We start from the raw sequence: 26,806 nt of genomic DNA, 5'->3' as shown, positions 1-26,806 counted from the left end.
GACGAACATGAGAACGATTATATTTGCAACAGGAAATGAACATAAGATGGTAGAAATTCGGATGATTCTTTCGGATTTAGGAGCAGAGATTCTTTCGCAGAAAGAAGCGGGGATTGATGTGGATGTGGTAGAGGATGGAACGACATTTGAAGAAAATGCGCTGATTAAGGCTACGAAAATCGCACAGGAAGCGGCTAAATATGAAGCGTACCAAGATGCAGTTGTGCTTGCGGATGATTCGGGCTTGGAGATCGATTATCTTGGAGGAGAGCCGGGCATTTATTCTGCCAGATATATGGGAGAGGATACTTCTTATGATATCAAAAATCAGGCGTTGATTGATCGCCTTTCTGGTGTGCCGGATGAGGAAAGGACTGCGCGATTTGTGTGTGCGATTGCGGCTGCGTACCCGGATGGAAGCAGCGAGGTAGTAAGAGGAACGATGGAAGGGCGGATTGGTTATGAAATTGCCGGTGAAAATGGCTTTGGCTATGATCCGATTTTCGTGCTGCCACAGTATGGATGCACCAGCGCGGAGCTTTCACCGGAGAAAAAGAATGCGTTAAGTCACAGAGGAGAAGGGCTTCGCAAAATGAGGTTACGCCTGGAAGCGAGGGAGAAAAATGAAGGTATTGATCGTTAGTGATACGCATAAATCGCATCGAAATCTGGATCTGATCATTGAGCGAGAGGCGCCAATTGATATGCTGATCCACTTGGGAGATGTAGAAGGATGCGCGGACTATATTGAGGCGGTGGCAGATTGTCCGGTTCATATAGTGCGTGGAAATAATGACTTCTTTTCGGAGCTTCCTGCAGAAGAGGAATTCTTTATTGAAGGACAGCATGTATTTATTACCCATGGACACTATTATTATGTGTCCATGAATGAGGAACGCCTGAAACAGGAAGCACGTGGACGAGGAGCGGACATCGTGATGTATGGACACACCCATAGACCATGTTTTATAAAAGAGGATGGTTTGATTACCCTGAATCCCGGAAGTGTTACGTATCCGAGACAGGAGGGACGAAGGGGAAGTTACATGGTGATGTATGCCAGTGAAAAGGATGGAGTTGAGGTGGAACAAAAGTTCGTATAAAGGCGACAAAAACCAGGGAGTAGAAAGTTTTTAAAAAAAATGAAAAAAGTGGTTGACAACCTGCAGACCTTGCTATATAATAACTCTTGTGTCACGGCGAGATAGACAAAAAAGTGACAGGACAACATAACATCGGGGTGTGGCTCAGCTTGGCTAGAGCGCCTGGTTTGGGACCAGGAGGTCGCAGGTTCGAATCCTGTCACCCCGATAATCCATGCGGGTGTAGTTCAATGGTAGAACACCAGCCTTCCAAGCTGGATACGTGGGTTCGATTCCCATCACCCGCTTTCTTAAAGCCTGAGGCTTTGAGAAATAGTTCTAAAGAGCTAGTCTTGTGAGTCTGTAGCTCAGCTGGATAGAGCAACGGCCTTCTAAGCCGTAGGTCGAGGGTTCGAATCCCCCCAGGCTCGTTAGAACCACAAAAATTGAATATGGTGGTACTTAGTTGGACAACATAGTTCGATAAGTAATATATATGGTGGGTATGGTGCAGTTGGTTAGCGCGCCAGATTGTGGTTCTGGATATCATGGGTTCGAGTCCCATTACCCACCTTTTTTTCTTTCTCATAAAGAATTGGGGAGAGAATATTATTGGGCTATCGCCAAGCGGTAAGGCACAGGACTTTGACTCCTGCATTCGTTGGTTCGAATCCAACTAGCCCAGGTTATTATGGGCGTGTAGCTCAGGTGGTAGAGCACTTGACTTTTAATCAAGTTGTCCGGGGTTCGAATCCCCGCACGCTCACTGAAAAAGAGTTAGAGAAAAGCTTTCTTTGACTCTTTTTCCTTGCGGATGTGGCGGAACTGGCAGACGCGCTAGACTTAGGATCTAGTGGGAGACCGTGCAGGTTCGATTCCTGTCATCCGCAGTAAAAAAGTCGTAATCTTTGAATAAGATTACGGCTTTTTTCTTTTCCTAGAATACTTTTGCAGTCTGTGCTACAATGGTTAATAATATTGCATAGGAAGGTTGTTACATGAAAGAGTCAGGAATTTTAATGCCAGTCTCTGCACTTCCCTCCCGGACAGGAATCGGGGAGCTGGGTGCACAGACACGAGAATTTTTAAAATTGTTAAGAGAAAATAAAGTGACGATTTGGCAGATTCTGCCGCTAAATCCGGTGGGATATGGGAATTCCCCCTATCAGCCGTATTCGTCATTTGCAGGAGACCCCGTTTATATCAGTCTGGATGATATGTATGAAGAAGGACTTCTTTTGGAACGGCCGCCGGCGCTAAGACAGAATGCCAAAACGGTAGATTATGAAGGAATAAGAAGCTGGAAGGAAGAATATCTAAGAAGCGCTTTTTTGAAGTTCTCGTCCAATGCGGATGCAGAGCAGAAAGATGCCGGATATCAGGAGTTTGAGAAGCAGAAATGGGTGCATAACTATGGCGTATTCCAGGCATTTCGGAAAAAGAACGGCGGTCTTTGCTGGAATGAATGGACGGAAGAAGAGAGAAATTGGCCGGAAAATCAATATCCCCTTTCAGATGAACTTGAAGAGGAAGCAAGGTATCAGATCTTTGTTCAGTATCTTTTCCATCATCAGTGGATGAAGATTAAGCGTACGGCAAATGATCTGGGGATTCGTATTATGGGTGACGTGCCATTTTACGTGGGATTGGATTCGGCAGACGTATGGGCGGGAAAGGATAACTTTCTGCTTGATACAGACGGAAGACCCGTCTTTATTGCCGGAGTTCCGCCGGATTATTTCAGTAAAACGGGGCAGCGCTGGGGAAATCCAATCTACGATTGGGAGAAGCTTCAGAAGGATGACTATAAATTCTGGGTGGAGAGAATCGGATGCAGCAGCCAGATGTTTGATCTGGTTCGCATCGATCATTTCCGGGCGTTTGATACATTTTGGAAGATTCCGGCATCTTGTCCGACTGCGATTGAAGGAGAATGGGTGGAAGCGCCGGGATATGAGGTGATGGATACATTGTATGAGAAGATTCCGGGAATCCAGCTGGTGGCAGAGGATTTGGGACTGCTTCGTCCGGAAGTTTTAACGCTTCGGGATCACTATCATCTGAAAGGAATGAAAATTCTGGTGTTTTCGATTGATACAGATGGAAAATACGCTTATGATCGGGAAGAAGATCGGGAAAATATGATTTTCTATACGGGAACACACGATAATGATACGCTGCGTCAGTGGTATGAGGGGCTGACATGTCCGGGCAGGCGTAAGGTACGTCGTTTTTTGGCGCGTCAGGGAATTCGTCAGGGGTCTGTGCAGGATCGCCTGCTGGCTTATATCTGGAAAAGCTGTGCCGAATATGTGATTGTGCCAATGGCGGACATTCTAGGACTAGGAAAAGAAGGACATCTGAATACACCGGGAACGGTTGGATCCCCCAACTGGGAATGGCGTATGCCTGATATGGCTAGGTTGAAGTCCGGGCTTTCTAAATACCGCGTCGGTTTAAGCCGGAAAGCATGTAAGGAACCAAAAAGAAGATAGGATTGTAACGGGGGAACAGGTTGTGAAATTCAATGCAAGAGAAAATATTAAGAGAATTCTTGTGGTATGTCTTGCGTCAGTAATTATGGCGCTGAATATTAAATCATTTGTACGGACAGGAGGATTATATCCGGGCGGAGCGACGGGACTGTCGCTTTTAATTCAGCGCGCGGTAGAGATGTTTTTTGATTTGACACTTCCCTATACGCTGATTAACATACTGTTGAATGCGATTCCGATTTGGATTGGCTTTCGGTTTATCGGGAAGAAATTCACACTGTATTCTTGTCTGATGATTGTGCTGACCAGCGTGCTGACGGATATGCTGCCGGGATATGCAATTACTTATGATACTTTGCTGATCAGTATTTTTGGAGGATTGATTAACGGATGCGTGATCAGTCTGTGTCTGATGGTAAATGCGACATCGGGCGGAACGGATTTTATTGCTATTTTTCTGTCGGAGCGCAAAGGAATTGATTCCTGGAATATGGTTTTGGGGCTTAACGTGGTGATTTTAGGAGTGGCAGGTATTCTGTTTGGATGGGACAAAGCTCTGTATTCGATTATTTTTCAATACACTTCCACACAGGTGCTGCACATTTTGTATAAGAAATATCAACAACAGACGCTGTTCGTAGTGACCAATCATGCAAAACGGGTATATGAAGCTATTGCCAGGACGACCAATCACGGCGCAACGATTATTCAGGGAGAAGGATCCTATGAGCATTGTGAGCGCAAGGTGGTCTACTCTGTTGTATCGAGTGCCGAGAGTAAAGATGTGATTCGGGAAATCAAAGACGCAGATCCGGAAGCGTTCGTAAATGTGTTGAAGACAGAGCAACTATCAGGACGTTTTTATCAGCGGCCGAATGAATAGTGTAAAGAGATAAGATGGTTGGCAGAGGGCAGGTTTGGGGAAATCTTGGAAAAACCCCTTTTAAAATCGAACGAGTGCCGATATAATGGAAGATATGCATGCGTGGTGCCAAACGGCATGCGAGGAAAGGAAACATAAGAGAATGAAGATTATGATTGCATCTGACATTCACGGCAGCGCTTATTACTGTCGTCAGCTGTTGGAACAATATAGAAAAGAAAAACCGGACAAGCTTCTGCTGTTAGGAGATATTCTTTATCATGGACCAAGAAATGATCTGCCAAGAGAATATGACCCCAAGCAGGTGATTTCCATGTTGAATGGGATCAAAGAAGAGATTCTGTGTGTGAGAGGAAACTGTGATACCGAGGTGGATCAGATGGTGCTGGAATTTCCGATTCTGGCGGATTATGCGATTCTGTATACCGGAACACGCATGATTTACGCTACGCACGGACATGTGTATCATATGGAGAATCCTCCGATGATGAAGCGGGGAGATATTCTGCTGCACGGACATACCCATGTGCCGGCAAAACAGGAATTTGATGGGAAATATTATCTGAATCCAGGTTCTGTATCCATACCGAAGGAAGAAAGTCCGCATGGATACCTAATGCTGGAAGAGGGAGATTTTACGTGGAAGACGCTGGAAGGAAAGGAATACAATTATGCTGGAAGTAAAGAATTTGACATTTAAGGTTGATGAGAACGGTGTGGAAAGAAGCATTGTTCAGGATATCAGCTTTACGGTAGAAGATGGAGAAATGTTGGTGATTACTGGTCCGAACGGAGGAGGAAAATCTTCGCTTGCTAAGGTGCTGATTGGAATTGAGAAGGCCGATGCAGGGCAGATTGTTCTGGACGGGGAAGATATTACAGAATATGATATTGACCACAGGGCAAATGCAGGTGTAGGATTTGCGTTTCAGCAGCCGCCGCGTTTCAAGGGAATGACGGTGGAGAGGCTTCTGTCTTTGGCGGCAGGAAAGCCGTTGGCAGAGTGTGACTGCTGTGAACTTTTAAGCGGAGTTGGACTTTGCGCGAACGAGTATTTAAAACGTGAGATTGATGGAACGCTTTCTGGTGGCGAGATGAAGCGTCTGGAGATTGCGACGGTACTTGCAAAGCCGCATAAGCTGTGCGTGTTCGATGAGCCGGAGGCGGGCATCGATCTGTGGAGCTTTTCTATGCTGGTGGATCAGTTTGAGAAGATTCACAGCAAGAAGGACCAGAAACTGATTCTGATTTCTCATCAGGAGAAGATTATTAAGATGGCAGATCGCATTATGGTAATTGAAGACGGTAAGATCAGAAGTATTGGCTCCAAAGAAGAAATGGTGCCAAAGCTCTTTGGCGAGAGTTCTGATTGTAAGTGCGCAGGCCGGAAGTAAGAACAAAGATGGAGAAAGAAGGAGAAGGTAAGATGACGGAGTTAGATCATATCACCGAGCAGGTGTTAAAGCAGATAGATGGAGACGGTTTCCGGCAGGAGGGAGCCTACAATCTCCGGCAGAATGGGATTTCCCTCTGCCATGGAGACAGTGAGCATATTAAAATTAAGAGAAAAGAAGGCAAGCAGGGAATCGATGTCTATATTGATGAGAATACAAAAGGAGAATATGTGCATATTCCGGTAGTAGTCAGCACTTCGGGAATCGTGGACGTGGTTTATAATGACTTCTTTATTGCGCCCGGAGCGGAAGTTACGATTGTGGCAGGATGCGGGATTCATAACAGCGGATGTAATGACAGCCGCCATGACGGAATCCATGCGTTCCATGTCGGAAAAGGGGCAAATGTACGTTATGAGGAAAAGCATTATGGAGAAGGGGAAGGAAGCGGATCCAGAATCTTAAATCCGGTAACGAAGATTTATCTGGAGGAGGACGCGGTCTTTACCCTGGATACCGTCCAGATTAAGGGCGTGGATTCTACGATTCGTGAAACGGATGTAGAAATGGGAGAAAACGCAAAACTGTACGTGATGGAGAAGCTGATGACGCATGATAAGCAGGTGGCGGAATCCAACATGGAAGTACAGATGAATGGTGCGGGAAGTTCCGCGCAGATCATATCCAGATCTGTTGCCAAGGGCGAGTCCAGACAGGTATTTCACCCGAAGGCAGTCGGCAGCGCAAAATGTTCCGCTCATGTGCAGTGCGACTCTATTATTATGGATCAGGCAGAGGTGAGCTCCATTCCGGAGATCAATGCCAAACATCTAGATGCGGCAATTATTCACGAAGCAGCCATTGGAAGAATTAACGATGAGCAGCTGGTGAAGTTAAGAACGCTTGGATTGACAGAAGAGGAAGCAGAGGCTGTTATTATCGATAATTTCTTAAATTAGAAATGGTGACTATTGCTCGTTTTTTGCAATCGGGAAACGAATAGAAAACATACAGAGAAAAAGGAATTTTTGCATGAAATTAAAGCTGAAAAAACGAATGAAAGTGATGAAAAAGGCGCTGCATATGGAGCTGAGAGAGCACAAGAGTTCTTTTATCGTCTATGTGGTGCTGCGACTTTTGGTAATCCTGATGATGATCTTGCAGATCTTTAACCGGAATTATGAAAATGTATTTTTATGTATTCTGACATTGATTTTGTTGATCATTCCGAGTTTTATCCAGATTAATTTAAAAATTGAGCTGCCCACCGCGTTGGAGATTACAATATTGCTTTTTATTTTTGCGGCGGAGATTTTAGGAGAAATTCAGGCATATTATCTGAAGTTCCCGTTTTGGGATACGGTGCTGCACACAGTGAATGGCTTTTTGATGGCGGCAATTGGATTTGCGCTGGTAGATATTTTGAACCGAAGTAAGAAGTTTTCGATTCAATTATCACCGGCCTTTGTGGCGATTGTGGCGTTTTGTTTTTCCATGACGATCGGTGTCGTATGGGAATTTTTTGAGTGCGGGATGGATCAGTTATTTGGGCTGGATATGCAGAAGGATACGATTGTACATACAATTAAGTCTGTTATGCTGGATCCGACAAAGAGTAATCGTCCGGTAGGAATCCGGGATATTCAGTCTGTTATGGTAAATGGACAGGATCTGGGATTGGGCGGATATCTAGATATTGGCCTTTTGGATACGATGAAAGATTTGTTCGTCAACTTTATCGGCGCCGTTGTATTTTCGATTCTGGGATATTTCTATGTGAAAAAGCGTGGGAAAGGAATTTTGGCAAAACGCTTTATCCCACGCCTGAAATCCAAAGATGCGGACTTCCTTGAAAAAGCAGAGGAAGAAGAACGCAAGGAAGAACTTCAGGCGAAGGAAACAAGTCAAAATTAGCGGATGAAAAATTTCCGAATCAGGCAGCTGATCACTCCGGCAATACAAAGGCCGATCAGTGCAGTGTGAAGGGAGCCGTACACAATCAGTGCAGCTTTCATACCCTGAAGGGGCTCTGGGGAGGTTGGCACCAGTGGGTTCAGCATCCACGCCAGATAAGAGCATCCTCCAATGAAAATAAAGGAGAAAAGGCCTCGGCCTTTATCAGCAGGGCGGCCCTTGTGGCTGCCTTTTTTGCTGCCGGTCAGAACCAGGAGGAATGCAATCAGCTCGAACAGAAGCAGAAAGAGAGCTACGCCAAAGTAGGCGGCAAGCGTGTAGTTCTTGCCGTTTATCATGGTAAATGCGTTGCCAAGAGCAGAGTGGTTCTGCCAAAAGGCGAGGGCTAATTTGTAAAAAATCAGCGCCATCAGAATTAGTGTTGCGCATCGAAGAAGCAGATTTACCACCTTGTAAATGATTTTCCCACCTGTTTTGGCAGTCTTTGCGACCGGTGAGAGAAGATTGGGAAGTTTCTTGCGTTTCTTTTTCTTGCGTCGTTTGCGTTTGCCAGCTTCAGAGTCTTCGGAGCTTTCTGAATCGTAAGGATCTAATTCGTCCAGACAGGAAAGCGTATCTTCATAGTCGTCCTCGTAGCTGCCTTTGCGAGAGTTCCTGTTGTCGGAATCTTGTCGGTCCGGAATGTCGAAGAGGTCTTCGTCGTAGGTTACTTCAAAATTACCATCGAAAAAATCAAAATCATCGGAATGATCATATGCGTCTTTAATATGTTTTTTAGTCATAATCTTTATACCCTCCTTATGAACGTTCTTTATTCTAGTCCTTTTTCAGGAAGGACTCAATAGGGATCACGAAATGTTCACGAAGACATAAGGTTTTCTTTAGAATTGAAAGAAAAATCTGTTATAATAAAATAAGATAGAAAAAAAGGGAGTGGCGGAAATGAAACCATCTTTTTATCGGATTTTGGAAGATTGTCCGGTGATTGCGGCAGTGAAGGATGATCAGGCTTTGGAGGCAAGCTTTCGGTCGCCTTGCCAGATTATCTTTGTATTATATGGAGATATCTGCAATGTAGGACAGATCGTATCACGGATTAAGGAAGAAGGAAGAGTGGCAATGGTGCATCTGGATTTGATTACGGGTCTGGATGGCAGAGAGATTGCAGTGGATTATATCAAAGAGAAAACCGGGGCGGATGGCATTATCTCTACGAAAACAACGCAGATCCGGTATGCAAAGGAGAAGGGATTGTATGCAATTCATCGATTTTTTGCATTGGATTCCCGGTCACTGGAGAATATCTACAAGCAGAGTATGCCAGGAGGACCGGATTGTATTGAGATTCTGCCGGGGCTGATACCCCGTGTGATTGAGCGGGCGGTGAAAGCGCAGAAGCTTCCTGTGATTGCGGGTGGAATGATTGAAAGTAAAGAAGATGTAATGATGGCGCTAAAAGCCGGAGCGGCAGCGGTGTCTACGACGCAGCAGGAGCTGTGGTTTGTGTAAGAAAAGAGGCTGTCACTTTACGATTTATGAATCGTAAAGCGACAGCCTTTGTGTCCTGCTTATTTTCCTCGTAATCTTGCAAAGAACCCTTTTTTCTTCTGTGGTGTTTCAAGATGTCCACGTAATCCTTTGACATTCATAATGTAGATACCGCTGACGGTGGCTTTTACTTCCTTTTTTACAGGAATCAAAGGGAAGATCTGTGCATCGCACATCAGGGTCATCACTCTTGGACCAACCTTTGCCTTGACAACCGGTACTTTGGAACGGCGCAGATACTTTGGTGTATTATCGATAACGATCTGTGGGAAACCGGCATCGCGCAGTCTCATCTTTCCTTTGTCGATGATCAGCATGGATACGGCCTGTGCTGCCGCGTCTAACTGCTCCTGCTGTGCTGCCTGCTTCTTTTCGGCTTTCTTTCCAAAGAAATATAATGCGATACTCGCAATAATTAGCACTGCTAAGATTACAAGCAATACGATTGTTACTTTACTCACGGTGAACCTCCTAATTTATCCTTTTTCATAGAGTACATTGTACCATTGTTTGTGGATGAGTGCAAGCAATTTGCGGTTTTCAGATCGGTTTTCGTGTAGATATTCCGATAAAAGAATGAAATATATGTGAAACCCCTATGAAAGGACTGGGGAATGTGCTATAACATAATAGTGTTAAAATGATATTATTATGAAGAGGTGCAATATGAAAAAGAGAATGGTAGTGCTGCTGACAGGAGCAATGACAGTGTCTATGTTATTATCCGGATGTGCGGCAAGCAAAGGACTTGAGACGGATGAACTTAAGATTTCCCAGTATAAAGGGGTGGAAGTAGATGAAGTAGAAAAGCCGGAAGAGATCACGGATGAAGATGTGGAGAATGCAGTTACAGCGAATCTGCAGGCAAATGCAGAGGTAAAGGATGTAACCGATCGCCCGGTGCAGGAAGGTGATACGGCAACCATCGATTTTGTAGGAAAGATGGATGGCGTAGAATTTGAAGGGGGATCTGGTACGGATTATCCGCTGACAATCGGATCGGGTCAGTTTATCGAAGGATTTGAAGACAGTGTGATTGGTCACAACATCGGTGATACTTATGACTGGGAAGGAAGCTTTCCAGAGGATTATCAGAATACCGATGTGGCAGGAAAGCCGGTTACATTTACGATTACAGTAAAATCAGTGACGGAACAGGTTCTGCCTGAGTTAAATGATGAATTTGTAAAGAAGGTATCCAAAGAATCGAAGACGGTAAAAGAATATAAAGAAGAAGTGAAAAAATCTCTGGAAAAAGATGCTAAGGCTATGTACGAAGATTCTTTAAGCCAGGAAGTATGGCAGACGGTTCTGGACAATACGGAAGTAACGAAGTATCCGAAGAAGGAGATTGAGAAGATTTCCGGTGATCTGATCGATCAGTATAAATCTGCAGCAGAATTTTACGGAAGCGATTATGAGACGTTTATCCAGGATCAGATGAATACTACGGTAGAAGACTTTGAGAAGCAGGTAGACGAGGCGGCAAAGTCCAGCGTGAAGCAGACGATGGTTACGGAAGCAATCGCAGAGAAAGAAAAGATTAAACTGGACGATAAGACATATAAATCCGAATCAAAGCAGCTGGCAAAGGATTACGGATATGCAGACGTTGACGAATTGAAGAAGGCTGTACCAGAGGAAGATCTGAAGGATATCATTCTGAATAATATGGTAAAAGAATGGCTGACAGATAACTGTGTTCAGGTAAAATCAGAGAAATAGAGAGTGTTACATAGAGAGTTTATAGTGTTATGGGAAAGAGAAAAGAAAAGGGAAGAGATGAATTCCGAACTAGAATGGGATTCATTGTAGCGTGTATTGGTTCGGCTGTAGGAATGGGAAATATCTGGATGTTCCCATACCGGACTGGAAAGTTTGGCGGAGCAGCATTTTTGATTCCGTATTTTATCTTTGTGATACTATTGGGATTTTCCGGTGTGATCGGAGAAATGGCGTTTGGCCGTGGTGTGAAGACAGGACCGCTTGGAGCATTCTCCAAGGCAATGGAGATGCGGTTTGGATCAAAAGGAAAGGTTCCGGGACGATTGATCGGTCTGGTTCCGGTTCTGGGTTCACTGGGAATTGCGATTGGGTATTCGGTTGTTGTCGGCTGGTTTCTGAAGTATTTGTGCAGCGCACTAACCGGAAGCCTTACCAAAGTAGAAGATATGGGCGGCTATTTTGGAGAACTGGCCGTTGATTTTGGAAGTATCGGATGGCAGATGCTGGGTCTGGGAATTACATTTTTAATTATGCTCCTGGGTGTGACGAAGGGAATTGAGAAGATGAATAAGGTTATGATGCCTGTGTTCTTCGTCTTCTTCATTGTATTGATGATCCGCGTGGTGACGCTTCCGGGAGCGGCAGATGGTTATCGCTATCTGTTTGTGCCGCAGTGGGAGCAGCTTGGAAATATCAAGACCTGGGTGTATGCGCTTGGGCAGGCATTTTTCTCCCTGTCTCTGGCAGGATCCGGAACCATTGTATATGGAAGCTATCTGAAGAAGGATATTGACATTGTGGGATGCGCGAAAAATGTGGCGTTTTTTGACACCTGCGCGGCACTTCTAGCAGGAATGGTAGTGATCCCGGCTGTGTTTGCTTTCGGACTGGACGCTGCAAGCGGACCGCCGCTGATGTTTATTACGCTTCCGGTTGTATTCCAGAAGATGCCGTTTGGAGCCGTGTTTGCAGTGATTTTCTTTATTGCAGTACTGTTTGCGGCAATTACGTCCTTGATGAACTTATTTGAGACGCCGATAGAGGCTTTGCAGGAGCAGTTTCATCTGTCTCGCGGGATGGCGGTTGGTATTATCGCAGTGATCTCCGCGGCAGTGGGAATCTTTATTGAGAGTGGTGACGCGGTAGGCATGTGGATGGATGCGGTATCGATCTACATTATTCCACTTGGCGCCCTGCTTGCCGGAATTATGTTCTTCTGGGTGTGCCCAAAGGGTTATGCCAGAGGGCAGGTAGAAGAGGGGCGGGAAAAGCCTCTTGGAAAATGGTTTGAGCCAGTGACGAAGTATGTGTTTGTCGGCATTACGCTGGTGGTGTATGTGCTGGGAATCTTCTTCGGAGGAATTGGATAGAGAATATGAGAGAAAAAGATATCGGGGATGGAAAACCATTTCCGGTATCTTTTTTGTGTGGTGCACTGTAATCAAATGAAATTAGAATTTCTAAAGGGTATAAGCCTTATAAAAGGAGGAAGTCAATATGTTGGCATATACGTATCGGGAACCGGGGAAATTTGTGTTAGAGGAGAAGAAAAAGCCGGAACTTCAAAATCTGCAGGATGCGATTGTAAAGGTAACACTGGCCAGTATCTGCTCCAGTGATATTCATATCAAACACGGAGTTGTTCCAAGAGCGGTTCCGGGGATTACCATTGGACATGAGATGGTGGGAATCGTGGAAAAAGTAGGAAGTGAAGTGACGAGTGTAAAGCCGGGAGATCGTGTTACGGTGAATGTAGAGACATTTTGTGGAGAATGTTTCTTCTGTGAGAATGGATATGTGAATAACTGTACGGATGAAAATGGCGGATGGGCTTTGGGCTGCCGGATCGACGGAGGGCAGGCTGAATATGTTCGAGTGCCCTATGCAGATCAGGGATTGAATCGGATTGCAGATTCAGTGACGAATGAAGAAGCGTTGTTTGTGGGGGATGTTCTTGCAACGGGCTTTTGGGCGGCAAAGATTTCTGAGATTGGACATCAGGATACCGTTGTGATTCTTGGCGGAGGTCCAACGGGAATCTGTACCCTTTTATGTGTGATGTTGAAAAATCCAAAAAGTATTATTTTATGCGAGGTAGATCCAGATCGGATTGCGTTTGTAAAAGAGCATTACCCGGATGTGCTGGTGGTAAATCCCAAAGAAGTGGACGTAGAGAACTTTGTGAGAGAGCATAGTGAGCATGGATGGGCAGATCGCGTTTTGGAAGTAGCAGGGAGTCCGCAGACCTTTGAACTGGCCTGGAAGCTGGCGCGCCAAAATGCGATTGTGACGGTGGTTGCACTCTATGAGGAAGCACAGAGTCTTCCTCTTCCTAGGATGTATGGGAAGAATCTGATCTTTAAGACGGGAGGCGTAGATGGCTGTGACTGTGATGAGATCCTTCGGTTGATCGAAGAGAAAAAGATTGATACAACGCCGCTAATTACCCATGAATTTCCACTGCAGGAGATTGAGAAGGCATATGAGATTTTTGAGAATCGCAAGGAGAAGGTCATCAAGGTGGCTATTCGCTGCATTTGATCGTGATCATGGTAATGTAATCGTTCTGGTCTTCAATAGACATTTCATTTAAGCCTTCCTCGTAAGCGTGACCGTCAAGGGTGAGCCCCTGATGATCGGCGTAGGAAAGAATTGACTGATAGATGTCAGGAAGCTGTCTCCAGCTGCCGATACAAAAGGCACGCAGATATCTTCCGGCTGGCAGAATGAAGTCATAAGTGTCGGAAGAAGGTGGACAATAGGCGAAGAAAGAATCATAACGATTAAAATAATCTTTCTGGATATTATCAACTAAGATGCGGCTTCCAAAATTGTCATAAAGGTGGAAGTGTTTTTTGAGGCGAAGCGAGAATTCGGCCGCAACAGAAAAGTCTTCCTCATCGTATTTTCCGGAAATAGGAGAGGAGAGAACAATTTTTCTTTCGGGAAGAGTACATAATTCAATGGAGCCGTGCTTTGACTGCATTCCAAGTTTTAAGCGCTCTGCTTTTTGCTCTAAAAAAGCCTGCGCAGATAAAAGCTGTTCGATGGATTCGTCGATCAGCTTTTTCTTTTTTGTCATCATCTGAGAAAAAGATTCATCAGAAGGTTTGGTTACATAGTCTTTGATCTCTTCAATGGAAAGACCGATTTTTCGCAGGGTCAGAATCAGCTCTAATTGCGCAAATTGAAAACAGGTATAGTAGTGATATCCATTTTCGCCGATAACTTCCGGGCAGAACAAACCGATATCGTTGTAGTAGTGGAGTGTACGCTTGTTGACACCGGTAAATTTGGCAAATTCTCCGGATGAATATAAATAATTTTTTCGATTCATAAAACACCTCTTGACTGTACAGTTACTGTACATTATATGATACGCCATGGAAAAGGAAAAATCAATTAGAAGAGGAGATTCATATGGAATTCACAGTGATAAAGAAGCATCAGTGGCCGGAAATAAAAGAAATTTATATGGAGGCGTTTCCGAAACGGGAAAGAAAACCATATCTTACACTTCGTCATTCGGTTAGAACGGGAAAAGCTGTACTTATGACGGCGACAGAAGAGCAGAAGCTGTTAGGATTCGTGGTTCTGATTCCCTATAAAAATATGGTTATGGTAGATTACCTGGCAGTGTCGTCTAAAATCCGAAGCAAAGGAACCGGTAGTTATATTATGGAAAATGTATGCAGACAGTATGCGGATAAAAAGATTGTCCTCCTTATTGAGTGTCTGGACGATCAGGCAGATAATCGGGAGCAGCGAATTGCAAGGCGAAAATTTTATATGAAAAATGGATTTACATCTTCGGAAATTTTTATAGAAGGAGCAAGTGGGGAGATGGAGATTCTGAAGTTTGGAGAAAAGATTTCAAAAGAAGAGTATCTTAGTTTGCAGGAATATGCTTTGGGAACATTGTTTTTTAAATTGTCGAAAATCAAAATAACAGAGCGTGCGGCAAGATAGAAAGAGAGGGAAAGGAAATGAAAACTATTTTTTCAAAAGTAAAATTAAAGCCGGGACAGATTGTAAAATTATTTGCACTGGTACTATTGTCTGCGGTAGGCCAGATGCTTCTGCCCTCCTTTTTGGCACAGATGATCAGTCATGGTGTGGCGGCAGGGGACGAACGAGTGATTTGGACATATGCGTTTATCATGGCAGGAGTTACTGTGTTTTCATGTATCATTAGTTTTTTATCCGTTAAAATTGCGTCTTACATTTCTACCGATTTTGCAGCGCAGCTTAGAAATCAGGTGTTTTCTAAGGTGCAGAGTTTTTCTGCGGCAGAAATGGATCGATTTGGCACAGCCAGTCTTGTTACGAGAAGCACTTCGGATATTACGAATGTACAGAACTTTCTGACGCTTCTTCTTAGAGTCGGGCTGCTTGCTCCCATGATGGCGGTGGCAGGCCTTGTGTTCTCGGCGGCGACAGGGGGAGAAGTCAGTTCCGTTCTTTTAGTTGCGATTCCGGTACTCCTTGGAGCGCTGACGATGATTATGGTATTAGCATCTCGTTATTCGATTCGCCTGAGAAAAAAACTGGATCAGATCAACCGCCTGTTTTTGGAGTCGCTGGAAGGCGTTCGTGTGATTCGAGCGTTTAATAAGCAGAAGGTAGAGACGGATCGCTTTGAGGAAGCGAACATGGACTATGCGATGACAGCGATGACGGCAGGTCGTATTACCAGTCTTTTGATGCCTGTTATCAGCGTGATCTTCGGTGTTACTACGGCGGCTGTATTGGGGATGGGAGCCTATTATGTCAACACGGGTGCAATGGAAGTCGGATCTTTGGTGGCTAACAGTCAGTATATCAGTATGGTGCTGACTTCTGTAATGATGCTTTCGCTGGTAATTATGATGTTCCCTACAAGTTATGCCTGCGCAAAACGTATTTCGGAAGTGTTAGAGACGGAAAGCTCCATTCGTGATGGAGGTCTTTCCTTGGAAAACCGGAAGACTCATGCAACGGTAGAATTTCGACATGTGAATTTCGCTTATCCGGGAGCGGATGAGCCGATTTTGAAGGATGTAAGCTTCGTGTCTCGTCCCGGAGAGATCACTGCCATTATAGGCGGAACCGGAAGAGGAAAGTCCAGTATTCTGAAACTCATTCCAAGACTTTATGATCCGATGTTTGGAGAGGTGCTGATCGATGGAGTCAATGCGAAAGAATATCGCACGGAAGATCTTCGGTCTTTGATTGGCTATGTGCCACAGAAAAATGTGCTCTTTTCCGGAGACATTGCGGATAATCTTAATTTTGGAAATGAAAACGGTACGGAAGAAGAGTGGCAAAAGGCGGCAAAGACAGCCTGTGCAGAAGAGTTTATTCTTAAGAAAAAACAAGGGTACCACGATGCAGTCGCGCAGGGCGGCACCAATTTATCCGGTGGTCAAAGACAGCGTATGGCAATTGCCAGAGCAATGATGAAAAAGCCGGAAATCTATGTGTTTGACGACAGCTTTTCAGCTTTGGATATGAAGACAGACCGACAGCTTAGACAAAATTTAAAAGAAAACATTGGAGATGCGACGGTTATTATGGTGGCACAGAGAGTCAGTACAATTATGGATGCAGATCGGATTCTGGTGGTAGATGACGGTCAGATTGTCGGAAACGGAACCCATGGGGAATTACTGAAATCTTGTCCGCTTTATCGTGAAATTGCAGAGATTCAATTGGGAAAGGAGGCTGTTTAGGATGAAGAATACAACAATATTTAAAAGGCTGCTTCGGTATTTGAAAGCATATCGGATGAAAGTGTGTTTGGTATTATTGTCCGCTGTTATCAGTACAGCTTTTATGGTTTTGGCGCCGTTTCTCGTTGGAAAAGTAACGACAACTCTTTTTGAGAGCATCGCGGAGGGGGTATTTTATTGGGAAACGCTGATTTGGCTTTTGGCGGGGCTGGTTGTTCTATACCTGGTTTCACAGCTATTCTCTTTTTTGCAAGGGTTTGGAATGGCGAAGATTACGGCCAATGTTATGCAGACACTGCGCCGTGAAATTGATGAGAAAATGCATCATTTAAAATTAGATTATTATGATACGCATACGCATGGAGATATCTTGAGCGTTATTACAAATGATGTGGATACGATTAACAATACCATCAGTCAGAATCTAACTGCAGTAGTAACGCAGGTTACAACGGCTATTGGCGTATTGGTAATGATGTTGATGATTAGTCCGAAATTATCTTTCATTCCTATTATTATGGTTCCGCTGTCTCTTTTGAGTGCAGCAGGAGTCATGAGGGCGAGTGAAAAATATTATGGGGAACAGCAGGATTTGTTGGGAAAACTGAACGGATATGTAGAAGAAATGTATAATGGACAGTCAGTAGTGCAGACGTTTAATTATCAAGAACGTGCCAAAAGTAGATTTGCCCAGTTGAATGAGGCCCTTAAAACCAGCTCAAGAAAGGCGGAAACCACTGCGGGAGCAATTAGTCCAATTACTACGCTTGTGAATGATTTGGGATACGTTCTGTGCGCTGCGATCGGCTGCCTTTGGGCAATCGCCGGGAAAATTGCGGTTGGAAATGTACAGGCTATGCTGGAGTATACCTGGCGGTTTGCAGAGCCATTTTCTGCAATTGCAGGAATGATAGGAAGCTTCGGAGCTGCGGCAGCTGCGGGAAATCGTATTTTCGGCCTGTTGGATGCAGAAGAAGAAATTCCAGATCGTGAGCAGTGCGTGACTCCAAGTGATCACAGCGGACGAGTAACATTTGAAAATGTAAAATTTGGATATACGCAGGATCACCTTTTGATGAATGGGATTAATCTGACCGTACAGCCAGGACAAAAGGTTGCGGTAGTGGGGCCAACGGGAGCAGGAAAAACAACTTTGATCAATCTATTAATGCGTTTTTATGAGGTGAACGAAGGGGCGATTAAAGTAGATGGTGTTAAAATTACAGATATGTCACGAAAAGAGCTTCGGGATCGATTTGGTATGGTTTTACAGGATACCTGGCTTTTCGAGGGAACCATAGGAGAAAATATCGGATATGCGAAGGAGCATATGAATAAAGAAGAAATTGTAGAGGCGGCACGCTCTGCTTGTGCACATAGTTTTATCAAGACGCTTCCGGGAAGTTACGACATGGTTCTTAGTAAAGGCGCTGAGAATATTTCACAGGGAGAACGTCAGCTTCTAACGATTGCACGGGCAATTGCATCCGATCCGGAAATTATGATTTTGGATGAGGCTACCAGTAACGTCGATACGCATACAGAGGTACTGATTCAAAAAGCCATGGCAGAGCTTATGAAAGGTCGTACGAGCTTTGTGATTGCGCATCGTCTCTCCACAATTCGGGATGCAGACATGATTCTTTATATGGAAGACGGAGATATTAAAGAGGTTGGAAACCATGAAGAATTGATGAGAAAGAACGGGAAGTATGCGGCACTTTATCTGAGTCAGTTTGGATAGTGAAAAATTTAAAATTAGATTATTGAAATTGAGGGAGAAATAAGAGTATAATTATAAGTAATATACATTTTTGCTATTAGGATTACTGTGGTTATTCTAATACAGAATGTAAGGCTGATTAATAAAAAGAGAGGGGAGCTTTTGATGAAAAAATTTTTAGGAGTGCTTTTAAGTTTTTCCTTGATGCTGACGATGTTCACAGCAACGGTGTATGCAGAAGAAAATGCAGATGCTGCAAATGTAAAAGAGGTGACGTATGAGGCTAAGATTGGAGAAACCTTCTATGAAACCTTAGGGGAAGCGTTGACGATTGGCGGGGAAGTTCAATTACTAAAAGATGTATCTGTGAATGAAATTATGGAAATCACGAACGATACAACTTTGGATTTGGGAGATTTTACGATTACGGATAATGCGGCAGCAAGACCTTTTGTAGTCCGCGCAGAGAATTTTACAATCAAAGCCAATAATGGCGGTATGGTAATACCAGAATCAAATAAGCAGGCATACGGTTTCGTTGAAGCATATGTTAATAATTTTTCGATTCTAGGCGGTAATTATACAGGAAATACAGATAATGGAAGATTATTTAGAATTAATGCGCCTGAGAGCAGAACCGGGACTATAAATGTCGATGGTATTGTTGTAAATACCAATAATGAAATCATTGGGCATAAGGGAACTTTTGCAAGTTATAGCGGTTCTATTAGAAATTCACAGTTCGATACAGATTTAAGAGCTTTGTATTTTGACATCATTGATACGACGGAAGCAAGTACAATCACAATTAACAATACCAAGGCAGTTGCCGCAAGAGGTCCGGTTATTGAAGTGAGCGGAGGGAATACCGTTTTATCAAACAACGATTGGACCGTAACAGGCGATTATGAAGGAGGATACTCCTGGGCAAGAGCGGCAGTCGGTGTTGGATATGGGGCTAACGTAACAATTCAGAGTGGTAAATATCATGCGGACTCCGACTTTATGAAAGCAAATGAAGGTTATGGCGTCTATATTTATACTTCAGGAGGAACCGTAACTATTGAAGGTGGAAGCTTTGCAGGAACCAAAGCGGCATTAAGAGCTGATGTTGACAAAGGAACTTACAATAATCCGGCAAATATTATCGTTCATAATGGCGAATTTCATGGCGATTTATTAGCGGGAACCAATACGGGAATAGAAAATATTACTGTGAATGGTGGAAGCTTTAATGGCTTAACGGAAGCAACACTTGATAGCAAGAATAATGTACAAATCGAAGGCGGAGTCTTTGATTTAGATGTTATGAATAAGGTTGGCGAAGGGAAAGAAGCCATTGCAGTAACAAAAGATGATAAGACGGACTATTATATTGGAAAAGAAAAAGTGGAAGAGGCTTTGGGAAATGTAACAAACGGGGATAAAGTTGATCTTCTTCAGAATGTTACAGATGTTCAGCTTCCTGATGGTGTAACCGTAGAAAACAAAACCGGAAATGATGTCACAGTAAATGGTGAGATTATCAAAGATAATGAAAGTATTACAATTGATGAAATCCCAACGGTTGAAGTTACATATTCCAATGAAGGAAACTGGACAAATGCTGACGTTACGGTAACCATTAAAGCAAGTGAGCCGATAGAAGATATCCAGGGATGGACAAAGGTTGATGAACAGACCTTTACGAAAGTTTATGCAGATAATGAGCATGAAGATGTCGAAGTAAAAGACAGGACAGGAAATTTGGTTAAGGTTATCGTATCTGTAAAGAATATCGACAAACAGGCGCCGGAAATCAGAGGGGTAAGCGATATTACTTTAGTGCAGGGCGAGAAATTTGATCCGTTGAAAGGAATCTATGCTTATGACTATCAATGTGGTGAGATCAAAGAGATACAAGTGACGCCATCCATTGATACGAACGTTGTTGGAGTTTATAAATTAGAATATTCTGCAAGCGATTTGGCTGGAAATATTACAAAGATGACACGTACAGTTACCGTAAAGCTTAAGGGAGCCGCATCAAATCAAGGTCCGAATTCAGGAAAGCCGAATGCGAATCAGGCAAACACTGGAAAAGGAGCTGTGGCAACAGGTGATCATGCAGATGTGGGCTTGTATGTATCATTGTTAGCGATGAGCGTTTTAGGAATTGTTGTTTTAGCAAGCTGGAAGAAAAAACATGCTTTATAAATATTCATAAGTAGGTGCTTTAGCAAGGAAGTTGAAACAAGAGATAAAAGGGGGGCTGTCGTACTAAGTGCGACAGCCTCGCGTTTTAAATCGTGAGTACAGGAGAAGATGGATCAGATATCAGAGGGTGCTTACTTTTTTGGAATTTACAAGATACAATAAAAAAAGAGTAGATGGGAGAGGGGAGAAGGAAGATGGGAATGAAATATTTGACTGTTCCAGAAACAAAGTATATTTTAAACACCATGCAAGATGGCGTGATATCTGTAAATAAGACGGGAATGGTTACTTATATCAATGAGGTGGCAGAAAGGCTTGTTGTGTAGTTATGTGTTTTTTTATGCTATGACCAAGATGGTATGGGGAGATTTGTTCCCGAAAGCCCTATATAACTGGATCATTATGCTGATTTCTTTTGTCTTAACTGTTTTTTTATCTTATAGTACATCCAAAAAGTTTAGTTTTACATTTTTTCAGGAAGTGCTGGCAAGAAAGGTTGCACAGGAGACCATGGAAGAAATATTTGTGGGTTCGAGAGGCTCAATCATTGCCATTTTTATATCTTCCATTATGTTTGGGGTGCTGCATTTGCACTATGGCTTCCTCTTTATGGTGGGATGTTCCCTTTACCTTACCGTGTTAGAATTTTATTATCGAAAAAATCGTAATATATGGAACTGTGTTATTTTGCATTTGGTTTTGGGGGAGATGTTTATTGGATTTGGTTTTGCAGCGATTTAAAGAGAAGTGTTTTGAGTTTTAGGGAAATATGAAAGCTTGACTTTCAAAAAAGATGAGAGTAATATAAAATTAGATGTAATAAATCGGCCGGAAATAGGAGAAAAGGGGGAATTTTTGTGAGAAAAACAACATGTAAAAAAGTAGGTGTTGCGGCATTGGCATTGGGCCTCTCTTGTTTTTGTGTTTTGAACAATGGGTGTGTAGTGCATGCACAATCTACAGAGAGTAAAATGGAGAAAGTGAGCGAAAATACTTATTCTATTTCAGTGACTTCGTCTCATGGGAGGGTTTCAGCTGTCAGATTTAAAGAAAATGGAGATGTGGAGCAGGTATTGAACGCAGTGCCGGGTGAGAAGCTATATTTAAGATTTGAGGATGTAGATATGTCTTCAGGGCTTGCTTTTTCTAAGTGGGTTGACGATAATGGGAATCTGACAGATTTGACGAATGAAGATAGTTATTATGATTGTAGTTTTACGATGCCCGCCGGTAAAGTAAGTATTCATGCTGAATTGACGGAAAATAGTTCTGTAGTTACCGTAGATAATGGCGGATTAAAGGTTAAATATGGTTCGGATTTTATGGTACTAGAATCATCTACTGTAGCAACTGGAAAAGAAGTTTCATTATATTATAGCGATTCTATGACGCCAAGCAGAAAGGCGTTTAAAGAGTGGTATGTGAAATCTGGAAAGGTAGAATTGAGTGATCCAACTAGTATGGATAACTGTAAATTTATAGTTCCAAGTGAAAACGTGGAAATTGGTGTGATCTATGAGGATGCATATAATATTTCTGTAGAGAATGGATACGCACAATATGAGCTGCCGAATGGAGAGTATATTTGGTTAACGTCCAGAGGTGTGCCGGGAAGACAGATGTACTTGAAGGTAAATCCCTATACAAGACCGGAAGGAATGGCTTTTTCCAAGTGGGTAGTAACAAAAGGTAATGTGAAACTAGATAGTCCATATTCGTCCTATGAATGCCCATTTATCATGCCGAGTGAAGATTTGGAAATTGCAGCAGAGTTTGTTCCCGGGCATGCAGTCAGTGTAGAGGGAGGAGTTACAAGTAAAACACTTCCGGATAATCAATTTGATTGGTATATTGATATAGCTGCACCGGGGGATCAAATTTGGGCTTGTTGCGAGGAAGAGTTGATTCCGGAAGGAATGGAGTTTGCAAAATGGGAAGTGGCTAAAGGTAATGTACAGTTGGATACTCCGGAAGATAAAGAGTGCAGCTTTACGATGCCAGAGGAAGAGGTGATCGTTCGCGCGACGTACAAACCTTTTGAGGAGAAGAAGCAAACCGGTTGGCAATCGGATGATAGAGGTCGTTGGTATAACGATGAAAATGGGAATTATGTAACTGGTTGGCAGAAGATTGAAGGTGTGTGGTACTATTTCGCAACAGATGGGTATATGCAGACTGGCTGGCAGAACCTAGGCGGTGCATGGTACTATTTGGCAGCTGATGGAGTGATGCAAACTGGCTGGCTCGATCTAGGCGGAACGTGGTATTATTTGGCTGCAAACGGAGCGATGCAGACTGGTTGGCAATGGATTGGCGGAAGTTGTTATTATTTCTACGGGGATGGACATATGGCCTCTAATACTTGGATAAATGGAAGCTATGTGAATGCATCTGGAGCATGGGTGACAAATCCGGTTTCCAGTGGCTGGCAGTCTAATAGTGTAGGTTGGTGGTACAATAATGCAAGTGGAAATTATGTAACAGGTTGGCAGTATATTGGTGGAGTATGGTATTATTTTGCGGCAGATGGTTACATGCAGACCGGCTGGTTGAATCTAGGCGGAACGTGGTACTATATGGCATCAAGTGGAGCAATGCAGACCGGATGGTTGAATTTAGGCGGAACGTGGTACTACATGGCATCAAGTGGAGTAATGCAGACCGGCTGGTTGAATTTAGGCGGAACGTGGTACTATATGGCATCAAGTGGAGCAATGCAGACCGGGTGGAAATGGATTGGCGGAAGCTGTTACTATTTTTACGGAGATGGGCATATGGCAGCTGATACCTGGATAGATGGAAGCTATGTGAACGCATCTGGAGCGTGGGTACAATAAAATGAGAGAAGAGAAAGGTCGCAGAAATGCGGCCTTTTTTGCTTTATACAATGGATTGGTCGTGAGGAAAGCAGTTTCGATGATTTTTCTCCCAATCCGTCAATCCATACATACTCACAATTTCCCCTGCATACATTGTAAAAACGAACTACGCAGGGGTTATCTATGAAGGACTATATTGAGGAGAGGGCAGTAGAGATCGCATATTATATCATTGAACATAAAGCGACGGTGAGGCAGACGGCGAAGCAGTTTGGAGTGAGTAAAAGTACGATACATATAGATGTAACAAAAGAGGTGTTTTTGTGAAGGTTGTTTATGAGGTGAGATAAGAAACTTTAGATATTTTTTTATTTTTAATACAGTAGAAACTAAGAGGACGTTTTTGATGCGTTCTCTTTTTCGTTCAAATTAAATATGAAAATATAAAAAGATAGTTATAATTATGTTACTTTTTAAACGAACTATATTAGTTGTTGGGTGTAAATGCAAGGAAAGTACATGCTTAACTAAAGTGGAGTAACTCCCGTTTGTTGCTGTGGAAGGAAATACATGATGAAGAAAAGTAATACACATTATCAATGAAAGCAAATAAATAAAAATATGCCGGAAATTTATCATAATGTATATTTGATGTGTAACTAGGTGGAGCTTAAAGAGTTTTATATTTGCCCGGAATTGGAAAATAGACAAAACATTATTGGTAATCTCCTGGCATTTCTTTTAGGGTGTTTTCGATAGTAGTTCTGTAGTTTATTTATAGGGAGGGTAGCGCTTAGAAATTACTTTTTATGGGGCGAGAGAATGGGACTTGTAGAATGATAAAATTCTAAAACTGCCTTAAAGGATAAAATATCGCCGTTTAAGGGTGAAAAAAAATATATTTTGTGTTATATTTATATACGAAATTATTTGTTAGCCAGTAAGATATTTGGAGGAAGTAGATATGGCTATTAGTTATAAAAAATTATGGCATATTCTTTTAGACAAAGATTTGCATAAAAAAGATTTAGTGAAACTCGCAGGTGTTAGCGAATATACAGTAAAGAAGTTGTCTCGTAACGAAAATGTTACAACGGAGGTTTTAGGTAAAATTAGTAAGGCGTTGGATTGTACCATTGATGATATAGTAGAATATATGGAAGAATAATGAGGTGAAAAGTAGGTATATGTATAAATTTATAGATTTGTTTTGTGGTTGTGGAGGTTTGAGCCTTGGATTTGAAATGGCTGGATTTACTGCAGTAGCAGGAGTGGATTTCAAAGAATCTGCAATAAACACATATAGAAATAATTTTATAAATGCAAAAGGTATTTGTGCAGATATCTCTACAATCGATAAAGGGCATATAAAAGAGCTATTTGGAGATTTGTCAGATATTGATGTTATCATAGGGGGCCCACCTTGTCAGGGCTTTTCTAATGCTAATAAAAATTATGTAGAACTTGATGATCCTAGAAATAAATTGTTTTTTGAGTTTGTAAAATTTGTTGAATTGATAGAACCCAAGGTTGTATTAATAGAGAATGTTCCTCAGATAATTACAAAAAATAACGGATATGCCAAAAAAAGAATAGAAGAAATTTTTTCTAATTTGGGATATTGCGTTACAAATGCTGTTTTAGATGCTTCTCAATATGGTGTACCACAGAAAAGAATGCGAAACTTCTTTGTTATAACAAAGGGGGATGATTTCGATATGGGAAGTATAAAGCAACAAGAATATACACCTACAGTAAAAGAAACGATTGGTGAGTTGTATGTTTTTGAGGAAAATGGTTCAGAGGAAAAAATAATATTAACAGCACCTGAAACAGTTTACCAAAAGTATCTTAGAAATGGAAATAGGGTGTTAATGAATCATGATATTCATTATCCTGCTAAAATTCAACAGGAAAGAATTTCATATGTTCCGCAAGGTGGAAATTGGCGTAATGTTCCTGAAGAGTTGTGGATAACTACACGAACAACCAAAACAGGAAGAACGAATAGACATTCATCTGCATATAAGCGTTTGAAAGAAGATTCAGTGTCAGTTACTATTGATGCGGGAAATCAGCATAGTAATTATTATCATCCGTTGTTTAATCGTATACCAACGGTACGAGAAGCAGCTCGAATTCAGTCCTTTCCCGATAATTTTGTTTTCTTTGGAACAATGACTGAGCAATATCTTCAAGTTGGAAATGCAGTACCACCGTTATTGGCAAAATGCATAGCGGAAGCGATAAAGGAGAAATTAGATAATGAAGAATAAAATAATAGATTTGTTTTGCGGCTGTGGTGGATTAAGTCTAGGTTTTGAAAAGGCAGGCTTCGAAACTGTGTATGCTATTGATATGTGGGATAAAGCTATAGATACATATAATTTCAATCGAGAAGACAAAGTAGCTGAATGTTGTGATATACATGATTTAACAAAGGAAAAATTAAGTCATATTAATAAAAATGGTGATGTGGTTGGAATCATTGGTGGTCCTCCGTGTCAAGGTTTTAGTAAAGCAGGAGTAAGGGATGTTAATGATCCAAGGAATCACTTATATCTTGAATATTGTAGAATAGTAGAAACTGTTCGACCAGAATTTTTTGTATTGGAAAATGTGACAGGATTATTAAATTTATCTGGTGGGATTTTTAAAGATGATATAGTTAAAAGATTTGGAGAGCTGGGGTACCACGTGGAGTTTAAAAATGTCTGTGCTGCTGATTATGGTGTGCCACAAAACAGATACAGAGTTTTTTTTGTGGGAATGAAGAGTAAATCATTTGTTTTTCCTAATGGATTAGATGAAATTGTTACTAGTAAGGATGCTATAAGTGATTTGCCTCCCTTGACATTAGAAAACGGAAAAGATGAATACCATCTGTATGCAACATCAGCTCAAAATGAATATCAGAAAATGATGCGCGGTTCGGAAATAGGAGTAAAAAATCATCAAATAACGGTACATACTCAGCAAACAATCGATATAATCAGTATGGTGCCAGATGGAGGCACGATTAATGATTTGCCTCCAGAATACTGGAATGTTAGAAAATTTAGAAAGGGCTTTGAGAGAATGCCTAGCTTTAAACCATGCCACACAGTAGATACTGGGCATAGGAATTATTTTCATTACAAGGAAAATAGAATTCCGACAGCCAGAGAAAATGCTAGATTGCAGTCTTTTCCGGACAATTATATCTTTTTGGGAAATAAAACGGATCAATATAAAGCAATTGGAAATGCAGTGCCTCCGTTCCTTGCGTATAATATTGCAAAGGCAATTAAGGAACAATTATAAAATTGGAGGTGTA

The 26,806-nt window shown here is 42.3% G+C and carries 25 protein-coding genes, 7 tRNA genes and 1 pseudogene; 30 read left to right on the top strand and 3 right to left on the bottom strand.

The genetic code is table 11. From position 1 onward, the window contains the following. Positions 1 to 7: 7 nt before the first annotated feature. From rdgB to WKT00_RS07025, 15 genes are all read left to right on the top strand, one after another. Complete coding sequence (gene rdgB / locus WKT00_RS07095; protein WP_101695055.1) at positions 8 to 643, top strand: RdgB/HAM1 family non-canonical purine NTP pyrophosphatase; 636 nt, start codon at positions 8 to 10, stop codon at positions 641 to 643. After that, positions 624 to 1,103 carry a metallophosphoesterase family protein gene (locus WKT00_RS07090; protein ID WP_101695054.1) on the top strand — a complete coding sequence of 160 codons (480 nt, stop codon included), beginning with the start codon at positions 624 to 626 and terminating at the stop codon, positions 1,101 to 1,103. The genes rdgB and WKT00_RS07090 overlap by 20 nt, the downstream gene beginning before the upstream one ends. Positions 1,104 to 1,236: 133 nt before the next feature. Beyond that, positions 1,237 to 1,311: transfer RNA gene (locus WKT00_RS07085), tRNA-Pro, on the top strand. Between the two features lie 8 nt (positions 1,312 to 1,319). After that, positions 1,320 to 1,390, top strand: a tRNA-Gly gene (locus tag WKT00_RS07080). A gap of 49 nt (positions 1,391 to 1,439) precedes the next feature. Then, positions 1,440 to 1,513, top strand: a tRNA-Arg gene (locus WKT00_RS07075). A 68-nt stretch (positions 1,514 to 1,581) separates the two neighbouring features. Next, a tRNA-His gene (locus WKT00_RS07070) sits at positions 1,582 to 1,655 on the top strand. Positions 1,656 to 1,695: 40 nt separating this feature from the next. Continuing rightward, a tRNA-Gln gene (locus WKT00_RS07065) sits at positions 1,696 to 1,767 on the top strand. 8 nt (positions 1,768 to 1,775) lie between these two features. Beyond that, a tRNA-Lys gene (locus WKT00_RS07060) sits at positions 1,776 to 1,848 on the top strand. Between the two features lie 44 nt (positions 1,849 to 1,892). Continuing rightward, positions 1,893 to 1,972 (top strand) — tRNA-Leu (locus WKT00_RS07055). Between the two features lie 108 nt (positions 1,973 to 2,080). Continuing rightward, the gene (gene malQ, locus WKT00_RS07050) at positions 2,081 to 3,577 is read left to right on the top strand and encodes a 4-alpha-glucanotransferase (RefSeq protein WP_340262376.1); all 1,497 of its coding nucleotides are present in this window, start codon (positions 2,081 to 2,083) and stop codon (positions 3,575 to 3,577) included. 22 nt (positions 3,578 to 3,599) lie between these two features. After that, a complete protein-coding gene (locus tag WKT00_RS07045; protein WP_101695052.1) occupies positions 3,600 to 4,460 on the top strand; it encodes a YitT family protein in 861 nt (286 codons plus the stop codon). Between the two features lie 142 nt (positions 4,461 to 4,602). After that, positions 4,603 to 5,160: a phosphodiesterase gene (gene yfcE, locus WKT00_RS07040; RefSeq protein ID WP_101695051.1), complete on the top strand. Its 558-nt coding sequence runs from the start codon at positions 4,603 to 4,605 to the stop codon at positions 5,158 to 5,160. Beyond that, positions 5,132 to 5,854, top strand: coding sequence for an ABC transporter ATP-binding protein (locus WKT00_RS07035; RefSeq protein WP_101695050.1), 723 nt, complete (start codon positions 5,132 to 5,134; stop codon positions 5,852 to 5,854). The genes yfcE and WKT00_RS07035 overlap by 29 nt, the downstream gene beginning before the upstream one ends. A gap of 32 nt (positions 5,855 to 5,886) precedes the next feature. After that, the gene (locus WKT00_RS07030) at positions 5,887 to 6,813 is read left to right on the top strand and encodes a SufB/SufD family protein (RefSeq protein WP_101695322.1); all 927 of its coding nucleotides are present in this window, start codon (positions 5,887 to 5,889) and stop codon (positions 6,811 to 6,813) included. Positions 6,814 to 6,886: 73 nt separating this feature from the next. Next, on the top strand, positions 6,887 to 7,768 hold the full coding sequence (locus tag WKT00_RS07025; protein ID WP_101695049.1) for a hypothetical protein: 882 nt from the start codon (positions 6,887 to 6,889) through the stop codon (positions 7,766 to 7,768). Here WKT00_RS07025 and WKT00_RS07020 read toward each other — a convergent pair. Next, complete coding sequence (locus WKT00_RS07020; protein ID WP_101695048.1) at positions 7,765 to 8,550, bottom strand: hypothetical protein; 786 nt, start codon at positions 8,548 to 8,550, stop codon at positions 7,765 to 7,767. The two genes, WKT00_RS07025 and WKT00_RS07020, sit on opposite strands and share 4 nt — an antisense overlap. Before the next feature lie 160 nt (positions 8,551 to 8,710). On the opposite strand from WKT00_RS07020, the gene WKT00_RS07015 reads away from it, so the two are divergent. Continuing rightward, positions 8,711 to 9,277, top strand: a complete 567-nt coding sequence (locus tag WKT00_RS07015; RefSeq protein WP_101695047.1) for a glycerol-3-phosphate responsive antiterminator — start codon at positions 8,711 to 8,713, stop codon at positions 9,275 to 9,277. A gap of 59 nt (positions 9,278 to 9,336) precedes the next feature. Here the strand turns inward: WKT00_RS07015 and WKT00_RS07010 are convergent, their stop codons facing one another. Further along, complete coding sequence (locus tag WKT00_RS07010) at positions 9,337 to 9,777, bottom strand: hypothetical protein (protein WP_340262364.1); 441 nt, start codon at positions 9,775 to 9,777, stop codon at positions 9,337 to 9,339. Between the two features lie 205 nt (positions 9,778 to 9,982). Between WKT00_RS07010 and tig the strand changes: the two genes are divergently transcribed. From tig to WKT00_RS06995, 3 genes are all read left to right on the top strand, one after another. After that, positions 9,983 to 11,041 (top strand): trigger factor, encoded by a 1,059-nt coding sequence (tig, locus tag WKT00_RS07005; protein WP_101695045.1) that lies wholly within the window; start codon positions 9,983 to 9,985, stop codon positions 11,039 to 11,041. Between the two features lie 29 nt (positions 11,042 to 11,070). Continuing rightward, positions 11,071 to 12,411, top strand: coding sequence for a sodium-dependent transporter (locus WKT00_RS07000; protein WP_101695044.1), 1,341 nt, complete (start codon positions 11,071 to 11,073; stop codon positions 12,409 to 12,411). Between the two features lie 127 nt (positions 12,412 to 12,538). Further along, positions 12,539 to 13,582 (top strand): alcohol dehydrogenase, encoded by a 1,044-nt coding sequence (locus WKT00_RS06995; RefSeq protein WP_101695043.1) that lies wholly within the window; start codon positions 12,539 to 12,541, stop codon positions 13,580 to 13,582. On the opposite strand, the gene WKT00_RS06990 is transcribed toward WKT00_RS06995, so the two are convergent. Further along, a complete protein-coding gene (locus WKT00_RS06990; RefSeq protein ID WP_101695042.1) occupies positions 13,566 to 14,378 on the bottom strand; it encodes a MerR family transcriptional regulator in 813 nt (270 codons plus the stop codon). The genes WKT00_RS06995 and WKT00_RS06990 overlap by 17 nt on opposite strands. Before the next feature lie 83 nt (positions 14,379 to 14,461). On the opposite strand from WKT00_RS06990, the gene WKT00_RS06985 reads away from it, so the two are divergent. The 11 genes and pseudogenes from WKT00_RS06985 (at position 14,462) to WKT00_RS06935 (ending at position 26,793) form a co-directional block, all read left to right on the top strand. Next, on the top strand, positions 14,462 to 15,010 hold the full coding sequence (locus WKT00_RS06985) for a GNAT family N-acetyltransferase (RefSeq protein WP_101695041.1): 549 nt from the start codon (positions 14,462 to 14,464) through the stop codon (positions 15,008 to 15,010). 17 nt (positions 15,011 to 15,027) lie between these two features. Beyond that, a complete protein-coding gene (locus WKT00_RS06980; RefSeq protein WP_101695040.1) occupies positions 15,028 to 16,752 on the top strand; it encodes an ABC transporter ATP-binding protein in 1,725 nt (574 codons plus the stop codon). A 1-nt stretch (position 16,753) separates the two neighbouring features. After that, entirely contained in the window at positions 16,754 to 18,496 is a 1,743-nt protein-coding gene (locus tag WKT00_RS06975) for an ABC transporter ATP-binding protein (RefSeq protein WP_101695039.1), read from the top strand. 144 nt (positions 18,497 to 18,640) lie between these two features. Next, positions 18,641 to 20,671 (top strand): immunoglobulin-like domain-containing protein, encoded by a 2,031-nt coding sequence (locus tag WKT00_RS06970; protein WP_340262354.1) that lies wholly within the window; start codon positions 18,641 to 18,643, stop codon positions 20,669 to 20,671. A 194-nt stretch (positions 20,672 to 20,865) separates the two neighbouring features. Further along, complete coding sequence (locus WKT00_RS06965) at positions 20,866 to 20,997, top strand: PAS domain-containing protein (protein WP_340262351.1); 132 nt, start codon at positions 20,866 to 20,868, stop codon at positions 20,995 to 20,997. Continuing rightward, positions 20,987 to 21,412 (top strand): CPBP family glutamic-type intramembrane protease, encoded by a 426-nt coding sequence (locus WKT00_RS06960; protein WP_340262349.1) that lies wholly within the window; start codon positions 20,987 to 20,989, stop codon positions 21,410 to 21,412. Before WKT00_RS06965 ends, WKT00_RS06960 begins: the two co-directional genes overlap by 11 nt. A gap of 116 nt (positions 21,413 to 21,528) precedes the next feature. Next, complete coding sequence (locus WKT00_RS06955) at positions 21,529 to 23,508, top strand: InlB B-repeat-containing protein (protein WP_101695036.1); 1,980 nt, start codon at positions 21,529 to 21,531, stop codon at positions 23,506 to 23,508. Between the two features lie 165 nt (positions 23,509 to 23,673). Further along, a pseudogene (locus tag WKT00_RS06950) lies at positions 23,674 to 23,808 on the top strand (sporulation transcriptional regulator SpoIIID); the annotation flags it as partial. A 646-nt stretch (positions 23,809 to 24,454) separates the two neighbouring features. Then, on the top strand, positions 24,455 to 24,658 hold the full coding sequence (locus tag WKT00_RS06945) for a helix-turn-helix domain-containing protein (RefSeq protein ID WP_340262347.1): 204 nt from the start codon (positions 24,455 to 24,457) through the stop codon (positions 24,656 to 24,658). 19 nt (positions 24,659 to 24,677) lie between these two features. Next, a complete protein-coding gene (locus WKT00_RS06940) occupies positions 24,678 to 25,766 on the top strand; it encodes a DNA cytosine methyltransferase (RefSeq protein WP_340262344.1) in 1,089 nt (362 codons plus the stop codon). Next, on the top strand, positions 25,756 to 26,793 hold the full coding sequence (locus WKT00_RS06935) for a DNA cytosine methyltransferase (protein ID WP_340262341.1): 1,038 nt from the start codon (positions 25,756 to 25,758) through the stop codon (positions 26,791 to 26,793). The genes WKT00_RS06940 and WKT00_RS06935 overlap by 11 nt, the downstream gene beginning before the upstream one ends. Positions 26,794 to 26,806 lie beyond the last annotated feature (13 nt).

This window comes from Dorea sp. ICN-14282 (genome assembly GCF_037890115.1).
Lineage (GTDB): Bacteria > Bacillota > Clostridia > Lachnospirales > Lachnospiraceae > Dorea_B > Dorea_B phocaeensis.
Note: the sequence above shows the minus strand (reverse complement) of the source record. Positions and strands in the feature narration are given on the sequence as shown.

Bases quoted from the DNA above. Each gene is read 5' to 3' on its own strand.
- malQ (WP_340262376.1), top strand. From the start codon at position 2,081: ATGAAAGAGTCAGGAATTTTAATGCCAGTCTCTGCACTTCCCTCCCGG.
- WKT00_RS06970 (WP_340262354.1), top strand. From the start codon at position 18,641: ATGAAAAAATTTTTAGGAGTGCTTTTAAGTTTTTCCTTGATGCTGACG.
- WKT00_RS06975 (WP_101695039.1), top strand. From the start codon at position 16,754: ATGAAGAATACAACAATATTTAAAAGGCTGCTTCGGTATTTGAAAGCA.
- WKT00_RS07020 (WP_101695048.1), bottom strand. From the start codon at position 8,550: ATGACTAAAAAACATATTAAAGACGCATATGATCATTCCGATGATTTT.
- WKT00_RS06985 (WP_101695041.1), top strand. From the start codon at position 14,462: ATGGAATTCACAGTGATAAAGAAGCATCAGTGGCCGGAAATAAAAGAA.
- WKT00_RS07035 (WP_101695050.1), top strand. From the start codon at position 5,132: ATGCTGGAAGTAAAGAATTTGACATTTAAGGTTGATGAGAACGGTGTG.
- WKT00_RS07030 (WP_101695322.1), top strand. From the start codon at position 5,887: ATGACGGAGTTAGATCATATCACCGAGCAGGTGTTAAAGCAGATAGAT.
- yfcE (WP_101695051.1), top strand. From the start codon at position 4,603: ATGAAGATTATGATTGCATCTGACATTCACGGCAGCGCTTATTACTGT.
- WKT00_RS07025 (WP_101695049.1), top strand. From the start codon at position 6,887: ATGAAATTAAAGCTGAAAAAACGAATGAAAGTGATGAAAAAGGCGCTG.
- WKT00_RS06945 (WP_340262347.1), top strand. From the start codon at position 24,455: ATGGCTATTAGTTATAAAAAATTATGGCATATTCTTTTAGACAAAGAT.
- WKT00_RS06995 (WP_101695043.1), top strand. From the start codon at position 12,539: ATGTTGGCATATACGTATCGGGAACCGGGGAAATTTGTGTTAGAGGAG.
- WKT00_RS07015 (WP_101695047.1), top strand. From the start codon at position 8,711: ATGAAACCATCTTTTTATCGGATTTTGGAAGATTGTCCGGTGATTGCG.
- WKT00_RS06990 (WP_101695042.1), bottom strand. From the start codon at position 14,378: ATGAATCGAAAAAATTATTTATATTCATCCGGAGAATTTGCCAAATTT.
- WKT00_RS06940 (WP_340262344.1), top strand. From the start codon at position 24,678: ATGTATAAATTTATAGATTTGTTTTGTGGTTGTGGAGGTTTGAGCCTT.
- tig (WP_101695045.1), top strand. From the start codon at position 9,983: ATGAAAAAGAGAATGGTAGTGCTGCTGACAGGAGCAATGACAGTGTCT.
- rdgB (WP_101695055.1), top strand. From the start codon at position 8: ATGAGAACGATTATATTTGCAACAGGAAATGAACATAAGATGGTAGAA.
- WKT00_RS07090 (WP_101695054.1), top strand. From the start codon at position 624: ATGAAGGTATTGATCGTTAGTGATACGCATAAATCGCATCGAAATCTG.
- WKT00_RS06965 (WP_340262351.1), top strand. From the start codon at position 20,866: ATGGGAATGAAATATTTGACTGTTCCAGAAACAAAGTATATTTTAAAC.
- WKT00_RS06935 (WP_340262341.1), top strand. From the start codon at position 25,756: ATGAAGAATAAAATAATAGATTTGTTTTGCGGCTGTGGTGGATTAAGT.
- WKT00_RS07000 (WP_101695044.1), top strand. From the start codon at position 11,071: ATGGGAAAGAGAAAAGAAAAGGGAAGAGATGAATTCCGAACTAGAATG.
- WKT00_RS06980 (WP_101695040.1), top strand. From the start codon at position 15,028: ATGAAAACTATTTTTTCAAAAGTAAAATTAAAGCCGGGACAGATTGTA.